At 39.9% G+C, this 17,563-nt stretch carries 23 protein-coding genes; 7 read left to right on the forward strand and 16 right to left on the reverse strand.

The window, feature by feature from the left end; all coding sequences use genetic code 11:
• Positions 1–22 precede the first annotated feature (22 nt).
• From mrdA to mreC, 3 genes are read right to left on the reverse strand one after another with little or no spacing between them, the layout of a single operon-like run.
• Entirely contained in the window at positions 23–1,819 is a 1,797-nt protein-coding gene (gene mrdA / locus EMIN_RS07010; RefSeq protein WP_012415543.1) for a penicillin-binding protein 2, read from the reverse strand.
• Positions 1,820–1,840: 21 nt separating this feature from the next.
• A complete protein-coding gene (locus tag EMIN_RS07015; protein ID WP_012415544.1) occupies positions 1,841–2,326 on the reverse strand; it encodes a rod shape-determining protein MreD in 486 nt (161 codons plus the stop codon).
• A gap of 3 nt (positions 2,327–2,329) precedes the next feature.
• Positions 2,330–3,160 carry a rod shape-determining protein MreC gene (mreC, locus tag EMIN_RS07020; RefSeq protein WP_012415545.1) on the reverse strand — a complete coding sequence of 277 codons (831 nt, stop codon included), beginning with the start codon at positions 3,158–3,160 and terminating at the stop codon, positions 2,330–2,332.
• Between the two features lie 68 nt (positions 3,161–3,228).
• Between mreC and proB the strand changes: the two genes are divergently transcribed.
• The 5 genes from proB (at position 3,229) to EMIN_RS07040 (ending at position 6,416) form a co-directional block, all read left to right on the forward strand.
• The gene (gene proB / locus EMIN_RS07025; protein ID WP_012415546.1) at positions 3,229–4,041 is read left to right on the forward strand and encodes a glutamate 5-kinase; all 813 of its coding nucleotides are present in this window, start codon (positions 3,229–3,231) and stop codon (positions 4,039–4,041) included.
• Entirely contained in the window at positions 4,038–5,285 is a 1,248-nt protein-coding gene (locus tag EMIN_RS07030; RefSeq protein ID WP_012415547.1) for a glutamate-5-semialdehyde dehydrogenase, read from the forward strand. The genes proB and EMIN_RS07030 overlap by 4 nt, the downstream gene beginning before the upstream one ends.
• Positions 5,286–5,288: 3 nt before the next feature.
• Positions 5,289–6,080 (forward strand): pyrroline-5-carboxylate reductase, encoded by a 792-nt coding sequence (gene proC, locus EMIN_RS07035; protein WP_012415548.1) that lies wholly within the window; start codon positions 5,289–5,291, stop codon positions 6,078–6,080.
• 14 nt (positions 6,081–6,094) lie between these two features.
• Positions 6,095–6,139 carry a prepilin-type N-terminal cleavage/methylation domain-containing protein gene (locus tag EMIN_RS09680; RefSeq protein WP_148204477.1) on the forward strand — a complete coding sequence of 15 codons (45 nt, stop codon included), beginning with the start codon at positions 6,095–6,097 and terminating at the stop codon, positions 6,137–6,139.
• 64 nt (positions 6,140–6,203) lie between these two features.
• A complete protein-coding gene (locus tag EMIN_RS07040; RefSeq protein ID WP_041691283.1) occupies positions 6,204–6,416 on the forward strand; it encodes a hypothetical protein in 213 nt (70 codons plus the stop codon).
• Between the two features lie 265 nt (positions 6,417–6,681).
• Here the strand turns inward: EMIN_RS07040 and msrA are convergent, their stop codons facing one another.
• Entirely contained in the window at positions 6,682–7,761 is a 1,080-nt protein-coding gene (gene msrA / locus EMIN_RS09630) for a peptide-methionine (S)-S-oxide reductase MsrA (protein WP_012415549.1), read from the reverse strand.
• Positions 7,762–7,877: 116 nt separating this feature from the next.
• Between msrA and EMIN_RS07050 the strand changes: the two genes are divergently transcribed.
• Positions 7,878–8,960, forward strand: coding sequence for a hypothetical protein (locus tag EMIN_RS07050; RefSeq protein ID WP_012415550.1), 1,083 nt, complete (start codon positions 7,878–7,880; stop codon positions 8,958–8,960).
• A 147-nt stretch (positions 8,961–9,107) separates the two neighbouring features.
• A complete protein-coding gene (locus EMIN_RS09555) occupies positions 9,108–9,635 on the forward strand; it encodes a type IV pilin protein (protein ID WP_012415551.1) in 528 nt (175 codons plus the stop codon).
• Between the two features lie 212 nt (positions 9,636–9,847).
• Here the strand turns inward: EMIN_RS09555 and mreB are convergent, their stop codons facing one another.
• The 12 genes from mreB to secY all read right to left on the reverse strand — a co-directional run bounded on the left by mreB (position 9,848) and on the right by secY (position 17,537).
• Positions 9,848–10,879 (reverse strand): rod shape-determining protein, encoded by a 1,032-nt coding sequence (gene mreB / locus EMIN_RS07060; protein ID WP_012415552.1) that lies wholly within the window; start codon positions 10,877–10,879, stop codon positions 9,848–9,850.
• Positions 10,880–11,224, reverse strand: a complete 345-nt coding sequence (rplQ, locus tag EMIN_RS07065) for a 50S ribosomal protein L17 (RefSeq protein WP_012415553.1) — start codon at positions 11,222–11,224, stop codon at positions 10,880–10,882.
• Positions 11,225–11,243: 19 nt separating this feature from the next.
• Positions 11,244–12,233 (reverse strand): DNA-directed RNA polymerase subunit alpha, encoded by a 990-nt coding sequence (locus tag EMIN_RS07070; RefSeq protein ID WP_012415554.1) that lies wholly within the window; start codon positions 12,231–12,233, stop codon positions 11,244–11,246.
• Between the two features lie 14 nt (positions 12,234–12,247).
• Positions 12,248–12,853, reverse strand: a complete 606-nt coding sequence (gene rpsD / locus EMIN_RS07075; RefSeq protein WP_012415555.1) for a 30S ribosomal protein S4 — start codon at positions 12,851–12,853, stop codon at positions 12,248–12,250.
• 5 nt (positions 12,854–12,858) lie between these two features.
• A complete protein-coding gene (gene rpsK, locus EMIN_RS07080) occupies positions 12,859–13,287 on the reverse strand; it encodes a 30S ribosomal protein S11 (protein WP_012415556.1) in 429 nt (142 codons plus the stop codon).
• 24 nt (positions 13,288–13,311) lie between these two features.
• Complete coding sequence (gene rpsM, locus EMIN_RS07085; RefSeq protein WP_012415557.1) at positions 13,312–13,686, reverse strand: 30S ribosomal protein S13; 375 nt, start codon at positions 13,684–13,686, stop codon at positions 13,312–13,314.
• A gap of 19 nt (positions 13,687–13,705) precedes the next feature.
• Positions 13,706–13,819 carry a 50S ribosomal protein L36 gene (gene rpmJ, locus EMIN_RS08795; RefSeq protein ID WP_012415558.1) on the reverse strand — a complete coding sequence of 38 codons (114 nt, stop codon included), beginning with the start codon at positions 13,817–13,819 and terminating at the stop codon, positions 13,706–13,708.
• Positions 13,820–14,032, reverse strand: a complete 213-nt coding sequence (infA, locus tag EMIN_RS07095) for a translation initiation factor IF-1 (protein ID WP_012415559.1) — start codon at positions 14,030–14,032, stop codon at positions 13,820–13,822.
• 87 nt (positions 14,033–14,119) lie between these two features.
• The gene (gene map, locus EMIN_RS07100; RefSeq protein ID WP_012415560.1) at positions 14,120–14,869 is read right to left on the reverse strand and encodes a type I methionyl aminopeptidase; all 750 of its coding nucleotides are present in this window, start codon (positions 14,867–14,869) and stop codon (positions 14,120–14,122) included.
• 1 nt (position 14,870) lies between these two features.
• Positions 14,871–15,278, reverse strand: a complete 408-nt coding sequence (locus EMIN_RS07105; RefSeq protein ID WP_012415561.1) for a DUF3592 domain-containing protein — start codon at positions 15,276–15,278, stop codon at positions 14,871–14,873.
• A 50-nt stretch (positions 15,279–15,328) separates the two neighbouring features.
• Complete coding sequence (locus tag EMIN_RS07110; protein ID WP_012415562.1) at positions 15,329–15,973, reverse strand: adenylate kinase; 645 nt, start codon at positions 15,971–15,973, stop codon at positions 15,329–15,331.
• Between the two features lie 223 nt (positions 15,974–16,196).
• Entirely contained in the window at positions 16,197–17,537 is a 1,341-nt protein-coding gene (secY, locus tag EMIN_RS07115) for a preprotein translocase subunit SecY (RefSeq protein ID WP_012415563.1), read from the reverse strand.
• Positions 17,538–17,563 lie beyond the last annotated feature (26 nt).

The raw sequence follows: 17,563 nt of genomic DNA on the forward strand, positions 1-17,563 counted from the left end.
ACAGCTCCGTAAAAAATAAAAATCAATCGCCAACTACAAAAACCTGCTCTTTTGTTACATTTTCTTTAATGCCAAAATAAGATTTAAGCATCGCGCGCACAATAGGTCCGCCGGCGCCGGAACCGGACTTACCGAACTCAACAAAAGCAACAACCGCTATCTCAGGCTCTTTTCCTTCAGGCGCGGCAAAGGCTATCATCCAACCGTGGTCATCGCCATGCGGATTTTGCGCCGTTCCCGTTTTAGCGTAAACATCATACCCTTTTAACTTAACGCTTTTAGCGGTGCCGTTATCAACAACGCCTTTTAAAGCTTTAAAAATTATATCCCAGGTTTTTTCTTTAGCCGCAACTTCTCTTAAAAGCTTAGGTTCTTCCTGAAGAAGTACTTCTCCTTCCGGGGAAACTATTCTGTCCAGGTAATAAGGACGCCACAGTTTACCTCTGCTCGCAACGGCTGCCGTTATCTGCGCCATTTTAATAGGCGTTACCAAAAGTTCCCCTTGCCCTATTGCAAGGTTTAAGGTATCGCCCGGAAACCAGTAAGTCCTGTTTCTTGCCCTTCTTGTAGGGCCGAATAAATTGCCGCCTCTTTCCCCCGGAATATCTATACCCGTAGGATAGCCGAACATGAACTCGCGCTGCATCCTCTCAATAGCGACAGAGCCTACCAGCCCGCCCAAAATATAAAAATAAGTATCGCATGATTGCGCCATTCCCCGCCAAAAATCAACGATACCGTGCCTTGTCCAGCATTTAAAAACCCTTGAACCTATGTCATAATAACCGGGGCAATTATAGGTGATTTCCGTATTAAGTTTACCCGCTTCGGACGCTGCCATAGCCGTTATTATTTTAAAAGTGGAAGCAGGCGGGTAAACGCCCTGTACGGCTAAGTTAAATTCTTTAATATCTTTTCTTAATTTTTCCGTATCTTCATGTTCGTAAGGAACAAAAATATTAGGGTCAAAAGAAGGCGCGGCGGCAATAGCTAAAACAGCGCCGTTTTTAGGATTTATGGCTATAACCGCACCTCGTCCAGTTTTGGATGAGGCAATACTTTCTTCCGCCGTTTTTTGCAAATCATGTTTTAACGTTAAGTGGACATCAGCACCCGGACGGCCTTTTTTATCTTCAATAACGCTTTGCAGTCTTGCCATGTGGTCAACTTCTAAAAATATTCCGCCGTCCGAGCCTTTTAAATATTTCTCAAATTTCTTCTCAATACCAAAACGGCCGACTTTACTATCTAACCTGTAGTCAAGGCTTTGGTCTCTGTCACGCCAGACCGAGCCTTCCATACTGCTCATATACCCTATAAGATGGCTTGCCATATTTTTATAAGGATATTCCCGTTTGCTTTCTTCAATAATATACAAACCGCTGTAATGTATTTGCAGCTCTGATAAAGCTAAAATATTTCCCGCGGAAAGGTTTTCCGCTATTTTGGAAGCCTTGCCGCTTTTTACCGCTCTTTTAAATTTGTTTGTAATATCCTCGTAAGGTTGTTTTATCGCCTGGGAAACGGCCTGAGCTACCGAAGCTATATACTCATTGTCTGAGTTGTTCTTGCTCGGGAAAAAATAAAGGGAAAAAACAGGACTGCTTTGCGCTATAGCGATACCTTCAGAAGTAAATATACGCCCCCTGGGCGCTACTTGGTAAAGTGTTTGTGTTCTGTTACGTTCGGACTGCTGTTTATAATACTCGTGGCGTATTACTTGAATGTCTATAAGACGCATGGCTATAACAGCACAGGCAACCAACGCCAGCGCAAAAAATTGTTTAAGCCTGCCAGATGTTATTTTCTTCTTCGCCATTAAGAACCTTACCGCACGGCATTATTCTTCCATGGCCCGGAAATTCAAAGTTTTAAAAACCATAAAAACACAGGGCGCGATAAGAGCGTTTATTAAAGCGCCTAAAAACAAACTTTTAAATCCGTGCCAGGCAGTGCCTTTTAAAAATATTATGCCTGAAAAATTGTAAAACAAAACACTGAAAATACTTAAAATAAAAATTAAAACTATTTGCGTGGGCACACTGTCTAACGCGAAACTTTTTTTGGCTAAATACATTATGCCCGAACAAACCGTAAAAGTTAAAGCGTAAGCGCCAAACAAATTTACGCCGAAAAAATCTAAAAACAGCCCCGCGAAAAAAGCTAAAGTATATCCGTGCCATTTATTATAAAGTGCGCATACCGCTGCAGCCACAACAAACATAAAATTAACGGCAATATTATAATTGGCGCCAAAGGAAACTAACGCCCAATGAATTACGGAAGAAATTAAAAAAACTATAATAAGCTGAATGGTTTCTCTCATAAATTATTTGTTTCCCGTTATTACAAAAACTTCCTTAATTTCAGAGGGTTTTACATACGGCATAATATTTAGTGTTTGCGATGTTTTAAAGTCATCGCCTTTTTCCACGCTTACGACCCTTCCCGTTTTAATGCCGGCGGGAAAAATCATGCTGCTTCTGTAAGAAATAACCTCTTCCCCTTCCTGTACTTCGGTATTTAAAGAAATATACTTAAGTTTTAAATAATTACCTGAGGCCCCTTTTAAAAGACCCGCTGCGCCGCTTTTTTCAAGATATACCGCCGCGGCAAATTCTTCGTCATTAATAAGTAAAATTTTTGAGGTATTTTCACCCTCTTCAATAACCGTGCCCGCCAAACCTAAGTTTTTGCCGTCAAACCCTATAACCGCGCTCTTTAAAGTAACCCCGTTTATCAAACCCTTATCTATCGTAATAGTAGTCCATTTGGAAGGATCTCTGTAAGCTATTTTAGCCCAAACGCCTTTCCATTCTTTAAGAGGCTCCAAATTAAGAGCCTCAGTAAGGCGCGCGTTTTCTTTATGGGCTTCTTCCGCATTTGCTTTAATTAAAACAACATTTTTAATTTCTTCTTGTAAAATTGTGTTTTGGGCATGAACATTTAATAATTCTTTTACAGTTTTATTTACTTCGGATAAATATTCCACGGATAAATGCGCCGCGCGTATTTGAGGAATAAAAATATAAGAAAGCACCGCTTTTACCGAGCTTACTACCCCCCCTAAAGGAAGTATTAAAAGCAGCACTGAAAATATTGTATAGAAAATAAAAGCTTTTTTAGACTCGTCAACCAAGTCTTCCTGAATTTTGCGCATATTATATTTTAACTTATTATTGATACAATATATATATAATATTTATAAATGAAAAGAGAATTTTCAGTATGAGACAAAACATATCTAAAAAAATGTTCCAAAAAGCCGAAATAATAGTTTTTAAAGTAGGGTCGTCATTAATAGTTGACTCGGACGGAGAAACCAGAGACTATTGGATAGACAGCCTTGCCGAGGATATAAGAGATTTGGCGTGTTTGGGTAAAAAATCGGTTATAGTTTCCTCCGGCGCTATAGCTTTGGGCCGCAAAATTTTGGGGTTTGGCGTAAATGACAAATTAACCTTAAGCCAAAAACAGGCCGCAGCCGCCGTAGGGCAGATTAAGCTTTGCGAACTTTACAGAAATATTTTGAAAATAAAGAGAATAAAAACCGCGCAAGTTTTACTTACCCGGGAAAACGCCAATAATGAAAAAACCTTTTTAAACGCCACAAACACCTTAAACGCGCTTTTGGCTATGAATGTAGTGCCTATAATAAACGAAAACGATACTATTTCAACAGAAGAAATACGTTTTGGCGACAATGACAAACTAAGCGCCTTAGTATCGCAAATGGTCGACGCCGACATTTTGGTTTTGCTTTCGGATATAGACGGTCTTTATACCAATGATCCTAAAATATCTAAAAAAGCTAAATTTGTTCCTCTGGTAAAAGAAATAAATGAAAATATTGAAAAAATGGCCGCGCCTACAAAATCCGCCTTGGGAACGGGCGGCATGGCCAGCAAAATTTGCGCCGCTAAAATGTGTGTAGCCGCGGATTGCAGCATGGTCATAACAACCGGGGCGGAATTATATCCTGTACGGAGATTAATACAAAAAGGACGATGCACATGGTTTGTGCCGGGTGATACAAAATGATTGAAAAGATTGTAACCGAAATATGTAAAAACGCTAAAGAAATATCCTATTCTCTTGCCAACGCTACGACCAGGCAAAAAAATGAGGCGCTTTACTATGCGGCACAGGAGCTCGAGGATAATGTTGATGAAATTTTAGAAGAAAACGATAAAGATTTAGACTCTTTACCAAAAGGTACGCCTAAATCATACCAGGACAGGCTGTACTTAAACGATAATAATATCGCCGCCATGGCCGACACTTTAAGAGATATCGCCGCCAGGCCTGATCCTATTAAAAAGATTCTTGATTACTGGAAGGTGCCAAGCGGTCTTCTTATTGAAAGGGTTACAACGCCGTTAGGTGTTATGGGCGTTATTTTTGAAAGCAGACCCAATGTATGTATAGACGCAGGCGCGCTTTGCTTAAAGTCCTCAAACCCGGTTATACTGCGCTGCGGGAGCGACAGCTTTCACACCTGCAATATTTTAGTTGATCTTTTTAAACACGCTTTAAGAGACGCGGGGTTAAACCATAACGCCATACAGCTTATTCCTTTTAAAGAACATGAAGCCGTTGACATAATGCTTAAAATGGAAAAATATATCGACGTGCTGGTTCCACGCGGAGGCAAAAGACTTATTGAGAAAGTATCGCAAAGCCGCATACCGATGTTAAAGCACTTAAACGGAATTTGCCATACATACGTGCATAAAGCGGCTGATTTAAATATGGCGATAGAAATTGTTTTAAACGCTAAATTAAGGCGTGTCTCAATTTGCGGCGCCACGGAAACTTTGCTTATTGACAGAGATTGGGGCGACGATAAAATACGAGAACTGCTTGCCGCTCTTTGGAAAAAGGGCTGCGCCTTAAGAGTGGACCAATATATAAACGCTTTAATACCTCAGCTTCCTTTAGCTACCGAAGAGGACTGGGGCACGGAATATTTAGATAAAATTTTATCTGTTAAAACTGTAAACTCCGTGGGTGAAGCGGTTACGCATATAAGAACGTACGGCTCCTCCCATACGGACGCTATTGTTACCGCAAGCGCGCCCGCGGCTGAAGAGTTTTTAAATAATGTAGACAGCGCCGTTGTTATGAAAAATGCCTCAACGCAATTTTCCGACGGGGGAGAATTTGGCATGGGCGCCGAGATAGGCATTTCCACAGGGCGCCTGCACGCGCGCGGACCCGTGGGGTTAGAGCAGCTTTGCACATTTAAATATGTGGTGCGCGGAACAGGCCAGACAAGGAGTTAAATTATGAAAATAATTTTTATGGGAGCCGGTAAAATGGGCCACGCCATTCTTTCAAGTGCCATACAAAAAAAAGCTTTAAAAAAAGCGGACGTTGTTGTAATAAAAAGAAATACAGGAGATTTAAAAAAAGAAGGTTATAAAGTTTTTAACTCTTTATCAGAGTTGCCTTCAGGTTACCTTGCCGACTTAATTGTTTACACGGTAAAACCTAATATTTTAGAGGATATTATAGAAGAATCCAAACCCTATTTAAAAGAAGACGGCTTTGTTATTTCCATAGCGGCGGGCAAAACAATAAAAACTATGCAAAATATTTTGGGCACTAAAACAGCCGTGGTGCGCGCTATGCCGAATCTGCCCATAGCCGTAGGTTATGGAGTAACGGGCATGTACGCAAGTAACCAGGTTAGCAAGAAACAAAAAGATTTTTGTGATAAAATTTTTAACTCTTCAGGCATATCTTTTTGGCTTAAAAAAGAGGCTGACATAAATAAAGTTATCGGCGCGGCAGGCTCAAGCCCCGCTTATATTTACGCGGTAATATCCTCGCTTGAAAAAGTGTGTTTGGGGTACGGGTTTAGCAAAGAGTTGTCTTCCAAAATAAGTAAATATTTGCTTTTAGGCTGCGCGAAATTAATGCAGCAAACAGGCGACAGCCCCGAAGTATTAAACAAAAAAATTGCCACACCCGGCGGAACTACGGAAGCCGCTTTAAACTTTCTTGCAAAAAATAAAATTTTAGATAAACTTATATTAAAAGCCGCTAAAAAAGCGGAAACAAAATTCCCGTTTTAAATAAACAAGATTGCATGAAAAAAGGTTTTACTTTAATTGAATTTCTAGCGGTTGTGTAATTATAGGAATACTTTACGCCATAGCTTTGCTTCAATATAATAAGCCGTAGCTAAATCAAGAGCTTTGGAAGCGTTTATATTAAGCAAAGCGGTAAAAGACATCCGGGAAATATACTGCCTTGCTAACGGAGTCTACAGCACGGATTTTGATGAACTCGATATTGAAATACCTGGAATAACAAGCGGAGATACCGCGGCAACAAAAAACTACAGTTTTAATATCTCCGTACAACCGCAATCGCACATTTATGTACCCGCCGTAAAAACAACCCAATGATTTGCTTTTTGTTATGACAACATAACAACAAACTCGGTATGACGCCCAAAGAATACAATGTATTACGTATACATTTTGGGAGATACAGAAGGAAAAAACCTTTTCTAGCAAAGCTCCTATACCCGGCGGAAGTCACTTAAGAATCCAAATAAATTAATTAAAATATCCATTATATCTTTAGTTTTATTTTAAGGTTTTATATTTTATTAAAAACAAAAAAAGACAGCAGTTTAAACCGCTGCCTTTTTATATTGTTTTTTACAATTTACTGTTTATTAAATAATTTTTTATATTCTCCGTATCCTTCTTGTTCCAAATTTTTTAGCGGAATAAATTTTAAAGCGGCACTGTTAATACAATACCTTAAACCGCCTTTATCTTTAGGGCCGTCGTCAAAAACATGCCCTAAATGTGAATCCCCTTTTTTACTTCTTACCTCGGTTCTTATCATGCCTCGGGTTAAGTCCTCTTTCTCTTCTACATCTCCCACCGGCTTGGAAAAAGACGGCCACCCGCAGGAACTTTTAAATTTATCCTCTGAGGAAAACAAAACCTCCCCACTCACAACGTCGACATAAATACCCTTTTCAAAAAAATCATTATACTCGCCGCTGAAAGGGGCCTCCGTTCCGTTTTCCTGCGTTACGTTGTAGGCTACAGGCGTTAATATTTTTTTAAGTTCTTCTTTAGACTTTAACAGCTTTTTATATTTATCGGCGCCGCTCAAATCTATATGGCAGTACCCGTTGGGGTTTTTTTCTAAATATTTTTGGTGGTAATTTTCCGCCGGATAATAGTTTTCAATAGTTTTTAACTCAGTAACAATAGGCTGTGAATATTTTTTTTGTTCCTCGTCAATAACTTTTTGGGCGGTTTCCTTATCTTCAGGCAAAGTATAATAAATACCCGTTCTGTACTGCGTTCCTTTATCGCCGCCTTGTTTGTTTAGAGAAACGGGATTAATAATTTCAAAAAATATTTTTAAAAGATGTTCTAAAGAAATTTTTTCAGGGTCATATTGCACGCGCACCGTTTCCGCATGGCCTGTTTTTTGGCTGCAAACCTGCTCATAGGTAGGTTTTTGTGTTTTACCGTTGGCATAGCCTACTTGGGTGTTTATAACGCCCGGTATTTTATCTAAATAAGCCTGCACGCCCCAAAAGCAGCCCCCCGCCAAATAAATATCTTTTAAATCCTCTCTGTGTTCAAGCCACATAGCAAACTCCTTATCTTTTTTTGTTTTGCCTTTACCCTGCATATTGTTTTTAATACTGTTTGCCTGCTGGGTAAGAAAAACCATCAGCAGTATCATTAACGCCGCGAATATTAAGTATGATTTTTTCATAATTACATTATAGTAATAAATAGGACAAAAGACCTATAGCTCTTTAGGCCTTTTGACCCTGTATAAAAAAGCACGTTTTTTATATCCTATAAATAACATTATAGAAGGAAAATAAAATGAAAAAAACCTTAACATTATTATTAGCTTTTACTGCTGTTTGTTCACATGCGCAGCAGGTTGATTTCAATAAACTGAGCAAAGAAATACAGAAAGAAAAACAGAAAATATCTGTTTCCTCTCCTGATTCTTTAGCCTGGTTTGTAAAAGGCTCTAAAGTAAAAAATGAAAGGGAAATAAACGAAGCGTTTGCCGGATACCGGACAATCAAAAAAAACATGTTATCCAAAGATAACATTAATAACGAGCTTGCTTTACTTTTTAACAAATTTGATGTTTTGGTAGCCGGGGAAGACCACACCCATGCCGTACCTCTTGAAAAACTTGCCGAAGCGGTAATTTTTTACAACAAAACGGCCCCCGAAAGCAAAAAAATAAAAATATTCGCTGCGGAAAGGCAGGAAGATCATTGGACGGAATATATAAATAAACAAAAAAATATTAATCCAAATGATAATAATTTGTGCAAAAACGCAGCCCAATTATTTTATAATGGATACAAAGGAACCAATAAAATTTACAAAACTATTTTAACACATTCTTTTTGCCTGCTTGAACAAAACGGCGTGAAAGTTATTCCCGTTGATCTCCGCTACGATCAAATAAATTGCCCTGAATGTAACAAATCCTCGGCAATATTAAAAAATACTCAGGTTTCGGTTATATCCCATAAAGGTTTAAACATGCGCAATATGAATATGGCGCAACAAACTTTAAAACATATGCCAAAACAAGGAAAAGCGGTTATCTATGTCGGCGCGTTACATATTACCACTGATAATAATTTGTTGGGAGTCCCCGCAATAATAAGAAGTAAAAATCCAAATTTAAAAACAGGCAGTGTGCTTATCTCAGGCGGGAGGGAAACCGTTGATAAGACGCTTTCTTTGACCTGCGGCTGCGCTTTTGAAGATAAACACCTCCATACAATAACTATTGCTTATATCTGCGCGCAAGAAGAAGACAGCTTGTTTAATTATATATTGCATTTTGGCGACGGCAATGAAGATACGCACCCTGTAAATTATCTTTTACATTACGATAAATATCAAGACACTTCTTTAAGGCGTTTAATGTATTAGTTGGCAAGCTGATATAAAATATAATTGGAAACGCGGCAATATTTATTAAATTTTATCACTAAACGATGAGGTTAAAAAGTACCTTAGAAAAATTATAATAATATATAATATTTAAGAGAGAATTATTATTTACAATAAGGAGAGCGCATGAGGTTTTTTTCAATTTTTTATATTAAAAAAAATAACGCTTTTACTCTTATAGAACTGCTTGTTGTTGTGCTCATTATAGGCATTTTGGCGGCCATTGCTTTACCACAATATACAAAAGCCGTGGAAAAGAGCCGCGCGGCGGAAACGCTTCTTGTGGGAAGGGCTATTAAAGACGCTCAGGAAAGGTATTTTTTATCAACAGGTTCATATACCACTAAGTTTGAAGACTTAGATATTGACATACCGGGCACATCTTCTTCAGAAGGTGTTGTATTTACTTTAAAAAATTATAAATACAGTTTAAGTAATACCACCCACATTTACAGCGTGCCTAATAAAAACTCTTTTAACCACTGGTTTGATTACTGCTACAATAATATAACACCTTATAGTTCTTGCCCGCAGCCGGGCGCGACATATTGTGTTTACAACTACGGAACCGACGGGGAAAGACTTTGTAAAACTTTTGGCACATCCGCCCCGATAGCAGGCGGAAATTCAACTTCAAGAATAAAAGTTAATTAAATATAAAAAAGGAATCCATTTATAAGGCGATATTCTCTTATAAAATTCGCGATATACGTTTGTATCGATAACAAATACGATATCCCCGCCGTTGCGGCAAATCGGAAGAAAAATATAAGCACTGTCCTTATTCCGATTTACACAAGCTGAGTTCCCTAATATTGCAAATAAAAAGGCCCGCTCTTACGAGCGGGCCTTTTTATTTGTTAAAACTATTTTCTGCGAATTAAGGTTGAACCTTTAACGGATAATTCTTCCAAAAATTTACCGGTACCTAACACAACGCAGCTTAAAGGATCGGCCGCGCGGTGAACGGGAATGTCGGTTTCTTTTCTTATTAAATCCGTAATACCTCTTAAAAGTGAGCCGCCGCCTGCCACAACCAAACCTCTGTCAACCAGGTCGGCCGCGAGTTCGGGCGGGGTTTCTTCAAGAGTGCTTTTAACAACGTCAATTATTAACCTGACAGGCTCCATAAGAGCTTGCCTGATTTCCTCGGAAGATACTGTAAGCGTTCGGGGTAAACCTTGTGTTTGGTCACGCCCTTTAACTTCCATTGTTTTTTCTTCTTTCAAAGGATAAACCGAGCCTATGTTAATTTTAACGTCTTCAGCGGTTGTTTCGCCTACGATAAGATTATATTTTTTCCTAAAATACTGGATAATACAATCTGTAAGCTCGTCGCCCGCGACGTCAATTGATTTAGCCACAACCATGCCGCCGAGTGAAATTACAGCGACTTCGGTTGTACCGCCGCCGATATCAACAATCATGCTGGCATGCGGTTCGGAAATAGGAAGATCAGCACCCATGGCTGAAGCCATAGGCTCTTCAATAAGATATACTTCCCTGGCGCCGGCCTGACGGGCCGCGTCCTCAACAGCGCGTCTTTCAACGCCTGTAATGCCTGAAGGTATACCTATGATTAATCTTGGGCGGAGAAGGCTTCTTCTGTTATGTACTTTACGAATAAAGTACCGTATCATTTCTTGCGTAACTTCAAAATCCGCTATAACGCCGTTTCTCAAAGGACGCGCGGCCACAATGTTGGCAGGCGTTCTGCCTAACATCTGTTTGGCTTTTGAGCCTACTGCGCGCACTTCACCGGTTTCGCGGTCAACCGCGACAACCGACGGTTCTCTAAGAACTATCCCTTTTTCTTTAATATAGATAAGACAGTTGGCCGTGCCAAGGTCCATACCCATATCCGAAGAAAAAAGCCCGCCCAAGTAATCTATAACCATTTAATCCACCAATTTTATTATGGCAACTTCCGCGTTATCGCCGGGTCTTTTGCCTGCGCGATAAATGCGTGTAAAGCCGCCGGGTCTTTTTTCATATCTGGAAGCCAATACTTCAAAAAGTTTTTTATAAGCAACCTTATCTTTCAAGGTGTCTTTTACTTGTAAGTTCTGGCCGTTTTTAGCTAAAGTAACTAAATTATCGACAACTCTTCTGACTTCTTTGGCTTTGGCTACAGTGGTTTCAACCTGTTCGTGCAAAATAATGCTTGTGGCCATATTGTTTAACATTGCACGTCTGTGTGAACCTGTTTTGCCAAGTTTTCTATGTCCTGTATTCTTAATCATAATATCTTACAACCGCTCCTTAAAATTTCATACCGAGGGAAAGATTCATTTCCGCAAGTCTTTCTTTAACCTCATCAAGTGAACGAGTACCAAAGTTCTTTATCATTTTGAGATCATCTTCAGTCTTGCTTACCAAATCTTTAACCGTGTTTACGCCTTCTGATTTAAGGCAGTTAATTGAACGTGATGAAAGTTCAATAAACTCAACAGACTGGTTTAAAAGTTCTTCAACTTTGCTGTTAACCGCGCTTACGCCGCTTACGCTGCCTGTGGTTGACAAAGGCTCAGTTTCAGGCGCCGCAGCGTTAACTTCTTCACCTTCAATCGTGAAAATATGAAGTGATTGTGAAAGAAGGACCGCCGCTTTATGTAAAGCCTTCGCAGGTTCAAGAGTACCGTCTGTGGTTATTTGTATAACAAGCCTGTCATAATCCGTTTTCTGCCCTACGCGCGCGGGTTCAACATCATAGTGAACCTTAAGAATGGGTGAGAAAATTGCGTCCACGGGAATAAAGCCCGCAGGTCTTTGGATTTTGCTTAAATCTTCCGCAGGAACATAACCTTTGCCTTGTGAAATTTCAATTTCAAGCTCAAGTTTGCCGCCCTGTTCTAAATTAGCGATTTCCAAATCCTTATTAATGATTTCAACGCCGGATACTTCCGCAATATCTTTTGCCGTTACTTTGCCGGGTTTAGAAGCAGTTAAATAAACATATTCTCTGTTTTTCCCTTCAAGTTTAACTCTTAATTTTTTAAGGTTGAGCAAAATATTGATAACATCTTCCTTAACGTTGGGGATTGTGCTGTATTCGTGTACAGCACCCCTAACTCTGACAGCCGTTACAGCCGAACCGTCAAGTCCCGAAAGTAAAATTCTTCTAAGTGAATTTCCAACAGTATGACCATAGCCGCTTTCATACGGTTCCGCTATTATGCGACCGTAAAACGGGGTTACTGTTTTTTCATCCAACTGAATTTTTGTCGGTAAAACTAACTGATTAAAAGCCATTTTTCCCTCCGCGACTATTTGGAATAGTGTTCAACTATCAACTGTTCATTAATATTTTCAGGAATTTCTGCTCTTTCCGGAATACGAACATATTTGGCGCTAACCGGCTCTTTCCACTCAATCCAAGAATACTTAGCGTGGTCATAACCTTTAAGATTTACTTCAAACATGCTTAATGATTTAGAGCCTTCGGTTACGCTTATAACCTGACCGGGTTTAACTGAATACGACGGCGTTTTTACAATTTCACCGTCTACAGTTATGTGCCTGTGTGTAACCAACTGTCTTGCGGCGGCTCTTGTGCGGGCTAACCCCATGCGGTATACGATGTTATCTAATCTGCATTCAAGAAGCTGCATCAAAACTTCGCCGGTTACGCCGGGTAAGCTGTGAGCTTTTGTAAATAAATTGCTGAACTGTTTTTCTAATAAGCCGTATGTATATTTGGCTTTCTGCTTTTCAGCAAGCTGAGTTCCGAACACAGACATTTTTTTCTTTCTGGGAGCATGTTTGTTGTTTCCGGCGGCTCTTTCTGATTTAATAAGGCTTTTATCGGGGCCGAAAATAGGCTCGCCGAACTTACGCGCAATTTTTGTTTTGGGTCCAATATATCTTGCCATAAAAACTATACTCTCCTTGCTTTAGGTGGTCTGCATCCGTTGTGGGGGATGGGTGTTACGTCTCTTATAGCTGCGACGTTAAGCCCTGCCTGCTGCAAAGCTCTTACCGCGGTTTCTCTGCCCTGGCCGGGACCGCAAACTCTTACAGTTACTTCCCTCATTCCAAGTGAAACCGCCTTTTCGCCAACTTTGCTGCAGGTAATCTGGGCCGCAAAAGGAGTGCTTTTTTTGCTGCCTTTGAAACCGTGTGAGCCGGCTGACGACCAAATAAGAGTATTACCCTTATCGTCTGATATTGTAACAATTGTGTTGTTAAAGGAGCAGTAAATATGCGCCGTGCCGAAAGCAGGCATTTTTGTTCCTTTCTTTTTCGCTTTAACCGCAACCGTCTTTTCCTCAACGGGCGCAGTCTTATTTATTTTTTCTTCTGACATTTTTAAATACCTAACCTGTTAAATTTATTTTGTCTTTGAACCAACTGTTCTTCTCTTGCCTTTGCGTGTTCTGCTGTTGGTTTTTGTTCTCTGACCGCGGACAGGCAATCTCTTGCGATGTCTGTTGCCTCTGTACGAGCCCGTATCAACATACCTCTGTATGTTGCCGGAAATCTCACGTCTGAGTTCACCTTCAACTTTATACTCTTTTTGTAAGATTGTATTAAGAAGGTTTGCCTGCGCTTCAGTTAAATCTTTAACTCTGGTGGTAGGGTCAATCTGACCATTCGCTTTAGCAATAACGTCTTTTGCGTTTCTTTTGCCAATGCCATAAATATATTCGAGAGCAACGTCAATTCTCTTATTTTTAGGTAAATCTATACCTGCAACTCTAGCCATATAACTCTAAGTCTCCTTATTAACCTTGGCGTTGTTTGTGCTTTTTAACATCGCACACAACACGCAATACGCCGTTACGTTTAATAACTTTGCATTTTTGACATATCTTTTTTACACTAGCTCTGACTTTCATTTATTTCTCCCGGTAGGTTATTCTGCCCTTAGTTAAATCATATGGGGATAATTCCAGTTTAACTTTATCTCCCGGCAAAATTCTTATGTGGTGCACGCGCATCTTTCCAGATATGTGCCCCAGTACAATTCTTCCGCCGTCAATTTCTACTTTAAACATGGCGTTTGGTAAAGATTCTAATACCTTACCTTCTACTTCTATCTTATCACTCATACGTTTGGCTAACTGCCGAACTTCCTCCTTGTTTAGTGCGTCGACAGCGGTTGTTTAGGACTTCCCTAAATTCCGTTGTCTGTATATTTATTGCGCTGTAAGTATTTCACAGCCGTTTCCTGTAACGGCTACGGTATGCTCAAAATGGGCAGACAAACTGCCGTCTTGGGTAACCACCGTCCATCCGTCTTGGAGCGTCTTGACTTCATCTTTTCCCGCATTTAACATAGGCTCAATCGCAAGCACATAACCTTCTTTTAATACAGGCCCCGTGCCTTTCAAACCAAAGTTAGGGATAGCAGGATCCTCGTGTAAATTACGTCCCACGCCATGCCCGCAATATTCCCTTACTATACCTAAGTTATTTAGCGTCGCAAGAGTTTCAACCGCGTTTGACACGTCACCTAAACGCGCCCCCGGTCTGACCTGCCCAATAGCTAATTCTAAAGACTTTTTGGTTAAATCCATAAGTCTTTGGGCAACGCCGGAAACTTTTCCGACACCGATGGTAACAGCGGCGTCCGCATAGAAGCCGTCAAGACGGGCACCCATGTCAACACTTATAATATCACCATCTCTTAATATTTTACCTTTTTGTGGGATTCCGTGCACGACTTCTTCATTTACCGACGCGCATATCGTCCCAGAAAATCCGTTATACCCTAAAAACGCGGGTATGGCACCGCGGTCTCTGATTAATTTTTCGGCCGCTTTATCAAGTTCTAAAGTGGAAATACCGGGCTTAACTAATGTTTGCATAAGCGCCAAAGCTTCGGCAACTATTTTGCCGGCCGCTCTCATTTTTTTTATTTCCTCTTTAGTTTTTATTTCTATCATTTTACTTTGTTGTAATCCATACCGCCGCTGTTATAAGCGGCGTTACCAAACCTAAAAAAATTATTATTCCGCCCCACAACAATCTATTGTTTTTCAAACCGCCTCTCATGGCGTTTTTCGGATTGCGCGGGTCAAACGTTACACTTATTTCCTGCCCTTCTTCAAGCTCGTTAATTTTAAACAGAAGACGCCCGGCGTCCCACGTGTGAAAAAAATATTCCTTACCTTCAAACAAAAATTTTATTTCATATTTATGGTTGCAATTCTTGCAGCCCTGCTTGCTTACTACTTTACCCGGGGTCTCTTTAGCGCCCGGTTTTAAAGCGCTTAATTTATATCCTTTTGCGGAGTATAAAACTCCTGCGGTTAAAATTAACCACATTAATATTAAACCTGTTACCGGAGTCATAAATTTCAACCTCCTTAAAGTTTATTTAGTTAAGCAAATTGCCAAGCGGTCTATTTTTTTCTGTTAATAAATTTTGAAATTTCTTCAAAAACTTCTTCTTTGTTTTTGCTGCCGTCAACTTCTTTATAATAAGTTTTGTTTTTATAAAAACCTACAACAGGTTCAGTCTGCGAGTGGTAAACATTTATCCTGTTTTTGGCGGATTCCTCATTATCATCGGCGCGCTGGTAAATATCCGTGCTGCCGCATTTAGGACATTTGCCGTCAAAATTTTTAATAAATCTTAAATTAAAAATATTGCCGCAGTTTTTGCACTGTCTTCTTAAAACTATTCTTTGCGTAATTTCGTCTTCAGAAAGTTTTATGTTAATTACAGCACTAAGTTTTTCGGCCAGTCCTTTAACTATCGGGTGCATCATTTCCGCCTGCGAAAGAGTGCGGGGGAAACCGTCCAAAACCACACCTTTGCCTCTGTTTAAAAAAGCGTTTTTTAAAAGACCTAAAATCATTTCGTCAGGAACTAAATTGCCGCCGTCAATAAGTTTTTTTGCCTGCTTGCCAAGTTCGGTATTATTTGCAATTTCTTCCCTAAGAAGGTCGCCGGTAGAAATATGTTTAAGCCCATATTTCTCAGCCACCAGGACGGACTGCGTTCCTTTACCTGCGCCGGGAGCGCCTAATAAAACTATAATCATAAAACCCCTTCCTTAAAGTTTAAACTTATAATTGGCGGGTTGGCCTTTTTTATTAAAAGCCAAAACAACAACCTGCGCTGCAATAATTTTGCAGATGTTTAATTTCACCTGACTTTGAAATTAAACCGCTAAAACAAAGCGCCTTCAAGGCCTGCTTAAAAAAAGCTTAATTACTTTGTTTGGCAATATTGTCAATAAATTGAAAAATGTTGTAAAGGATTAATTATTCCCCTACGTTAAACCAACGTCTGTTGCTTAATTTTTTACCGGCTTTCATTAAAGGCTCGTAATCTCTGGCCATCAAATGCGCCTGTATCTGGCCTGCGGTGTCAAGCGCAACACCCACAACGATTAATAGTGAGGTTCCGCCAAAGTAAAAAGGAACATTAAATTTGATTCTTGCTATATCAGGCATGATGGCGATTAAACAAACAAATATAGCGCCTGAAAGAGTAATCCTGTTTAATACCCATTCAAGGTAATTCTTTGTAGGTTCGCCCGGTCTGATACCAGGTATAAAACCGCCGTTCTTTTTCATATTTTCAGCCAAATCGGAAGGATTTATTGTCATTGAATTGTAGAAATAGCAGAAGAAAATAATTAAAGAAGCAAATATGGCGAAATAGGCCAAGTGGCCTCTGCCCATAAATTCCGTAATTTTAATAGCCCATGTCGATTCGGGGTTAAAGCCTGCTATCGTTAAAGGCATATAAATAATTGATGAGGCGAAAATAACAGCGATAACGCCGCTTTGGTCAATTTTTAAAGGTAAATAACTTGTCTGCCCGCCGTAAACTTTATTGCCGATTTGGCGTTTTGCGTACTGCACGGGAATTTGCCTTTGGGCTGTTTCAACCCAAACAACTAAAATCATTATTATAATAACAGCCGCAAAAATAGCAATGGAAGAGAAGAACTGCATTTCGCCCGCTTGCACAAGCTGGACGACTTTCATAACAGCGCTGGGCAATCTGTCAACGATACCCGCAAAGATAATTAAAGAAATACCGTTGCCGATACCTTTTTCCGTAATCTGTTCGCCAAGCCACATAACAAACATTGTGCCGGTTGCAAGAGTTAAGGTTGTTGTAATATAAAAAGCGATTGAAGGATCAACGATTGCGGAAATGCCGCCCGGAGCTGACATTTTGCCTAAAGCAAATGTTAAACCGAAACCTTGTACACAGGCAAGAATTAAAGCGAAAACACGCGTAATCTGATTTTCTTTTCTTCTGCCGGCTTCGCCTTCTTTATGCATACGGTCAAGCGCGGGAATTAAATGCGCGCCGCGTACCAAACCCATAATAATTGAAGCGTTAATGTAAGGCATGATACCAAGCGCGAGTATTGAGAACCTGCTCATCGCGCCACCTGAGAAAATATCTAAAAAGCCTAAAACGCCGTGTTGTTGCATGGCAAAAATTTGTTTAATAACGTCCGTATTAATACCCGGTATCGGTATCGCCGCCGCTACCCTAAAAACAAATATAGCGCCCAGAACAAAGAGAAGCCTTTTTTTAAGTTCAGGCGCGTTAAAAATATTAGCAACTGTATTATTAGCCATTGTTTGTTTTTCCTTTTAAAGTTAAA

This window comes from Elusimicrobium minutum Pei191, assembly GCF_000020145.1.
GTDB classification, from domain to species: domain Bacteria; phylum Elusimicrobiota; class Elusimicrobia; order Elusimicrobiales; family Elusimicrobiaceae; genus Elusimicrobium; species Elusimicrobium minutum.

Excerpts from the sequence above, each read along its gene's own strand:
- mrdA (WP_012415543.1), bottom strand. The coding sequence starts at position 1,819 with ATGGCGAAGAAGAAAATAACATCTGGCAGGCTTAAACAATTTTTTGCG.
- EMIN_RS07015 (WP_012415544.1), bottom strand. The coding sequence starts at position 2,326 with ATGAGAGAAACCATTCAGCTTATTATAGTTTTTTTAATTTCTTCCGTA.
- mreC (WP_012415545.1), bottom strand. The coding sequence starts at position 3,160 with ATGCGCAAAATTCAGGAAGACTTGGTTGACGAGTCTAAAAAAGCTTTT.
- proB (WP_012415546.1), top strand. The coding sequence starts at position 3,229 with ATGAGACAAAACATATCTAAAAAAATGTTCCAAAAAGCCGAAATAATA.
- EMIN_RS07030 (WP_012415547.1), top strand. The coding sequence starts at position 4,038 with ATGATTGAAAAGATTGTAACCGAAATATGTAAAAACGCTAAAGAAATA.
- proC (WP_012415548.1), top strand. The coding sequence starts at position 5,289 with ATGAAAATAATTTTTATGGGAGCCGGTAAAATGGGCCACGCCATTCTT.
- msrA (WP_012415549.1), bottom strand. The coding sequence starts at position 7,761 with ATGAAAAAATCATACTTAATATTCGCGGCGTTAATGATACTGCTGATG.
- EMIN_RS07050 (WP_012415550.1), top strand. The coding sequence starts at position 7,878 with ATGAAAAAAACCTTAACATTATTATTAGCTTTTACTGCTGTTTGTTCA.
- EMIN_RS09555 (WP_012415551.1), top strand. The coding sequence starts at position 9,108 with ATGAGGTTTTTTTCAATTTTTTATATTAAAAAAAATAACGCTTTTACT.
- mreB (WP_012415552.1), bottom strand. The coding sequence starts at position 10,879 with ATGGTTATAGATTACTTGGGCGGGCTTTTTTCTTCGGATATGGGTATG.
- rplQ (WP_012415553.1), bottom strand. The coding sequence starts at position 11,224 with ATGATTAAGAATACAGGACATAGAAAACTTGGCAAAACAGGTTCACAC.
- EMIN_RS07070 (WP_012415554.1), bottom strand. The coding sequence starts at position 12,233 with ATGGCTTTTAATCAGTTAGTTTTACCGACAAAAATTCAGTTGGATGAA.
- rpsD (WP_012415555.1), bottom strand. The coding sequence starts at position 12,853 with ATGGCAAGATATATTGGACCCAAAACAAAAATTGCGCGTAAGTTCGGC.
- rpsK (WP_012415556.1), bottom strand. The coding sequence starts at position 13,287 with ATGTCAGAAGAAAAAATAAATAAGACTGCGCCCGTTGAGGAAAAGACG.
- rpsM (WP_012415557.1), bottom strand. The coding sequence starts at position 13,686 with ATGGCTAGAGTTGCAGGTATAGATTTACCTAAAAATAAGAGAATTGAC.
- rpmJ (WP_012415558.1), bottom strand. The coding sequence starts at position 13,819 with ATGAAAGTCAGAGCTAGTGTAAAAAAGATATGTCAAAAATGCAAAGTT.
- infA (WP_012415559.1), bottom strand. The coding sequence starts at position 14,032 with ATGAGTGATAAGATAGAAGTAGAAGGTAAGGTATTAGAATCTTTACCA.
- map (WP_012415560.1), bottom strand. The coding sequence starts at position 14,869 with ATGATAGAAATAAAAACTAAAGAGGAAATAAAAAAAATGAGAGCGGCC.
- EMIN_RS07105 (WP_012415561.1), bottom strand. The coding sequence starts at position 15,278 with ATGACTCCGGTAACAGGTTTAATATTAATGTGGTTAATTTTAACCGCA.
- EMIN_RS07110 (WP_012415562.1), bottom strand. The coding sequence starts at position 15,973 with ATGATTATAGTTTTATTAGGCGCTCCCGGCGCAGGTAAAGGAACGCAG.
- secY (WP_012415563.1), bottom strand. The coding sequence starts at position 17,537 with ATGGCTAATAATACAGTTGCTAATATTTTTAACGCGCCTGAACTTAAA.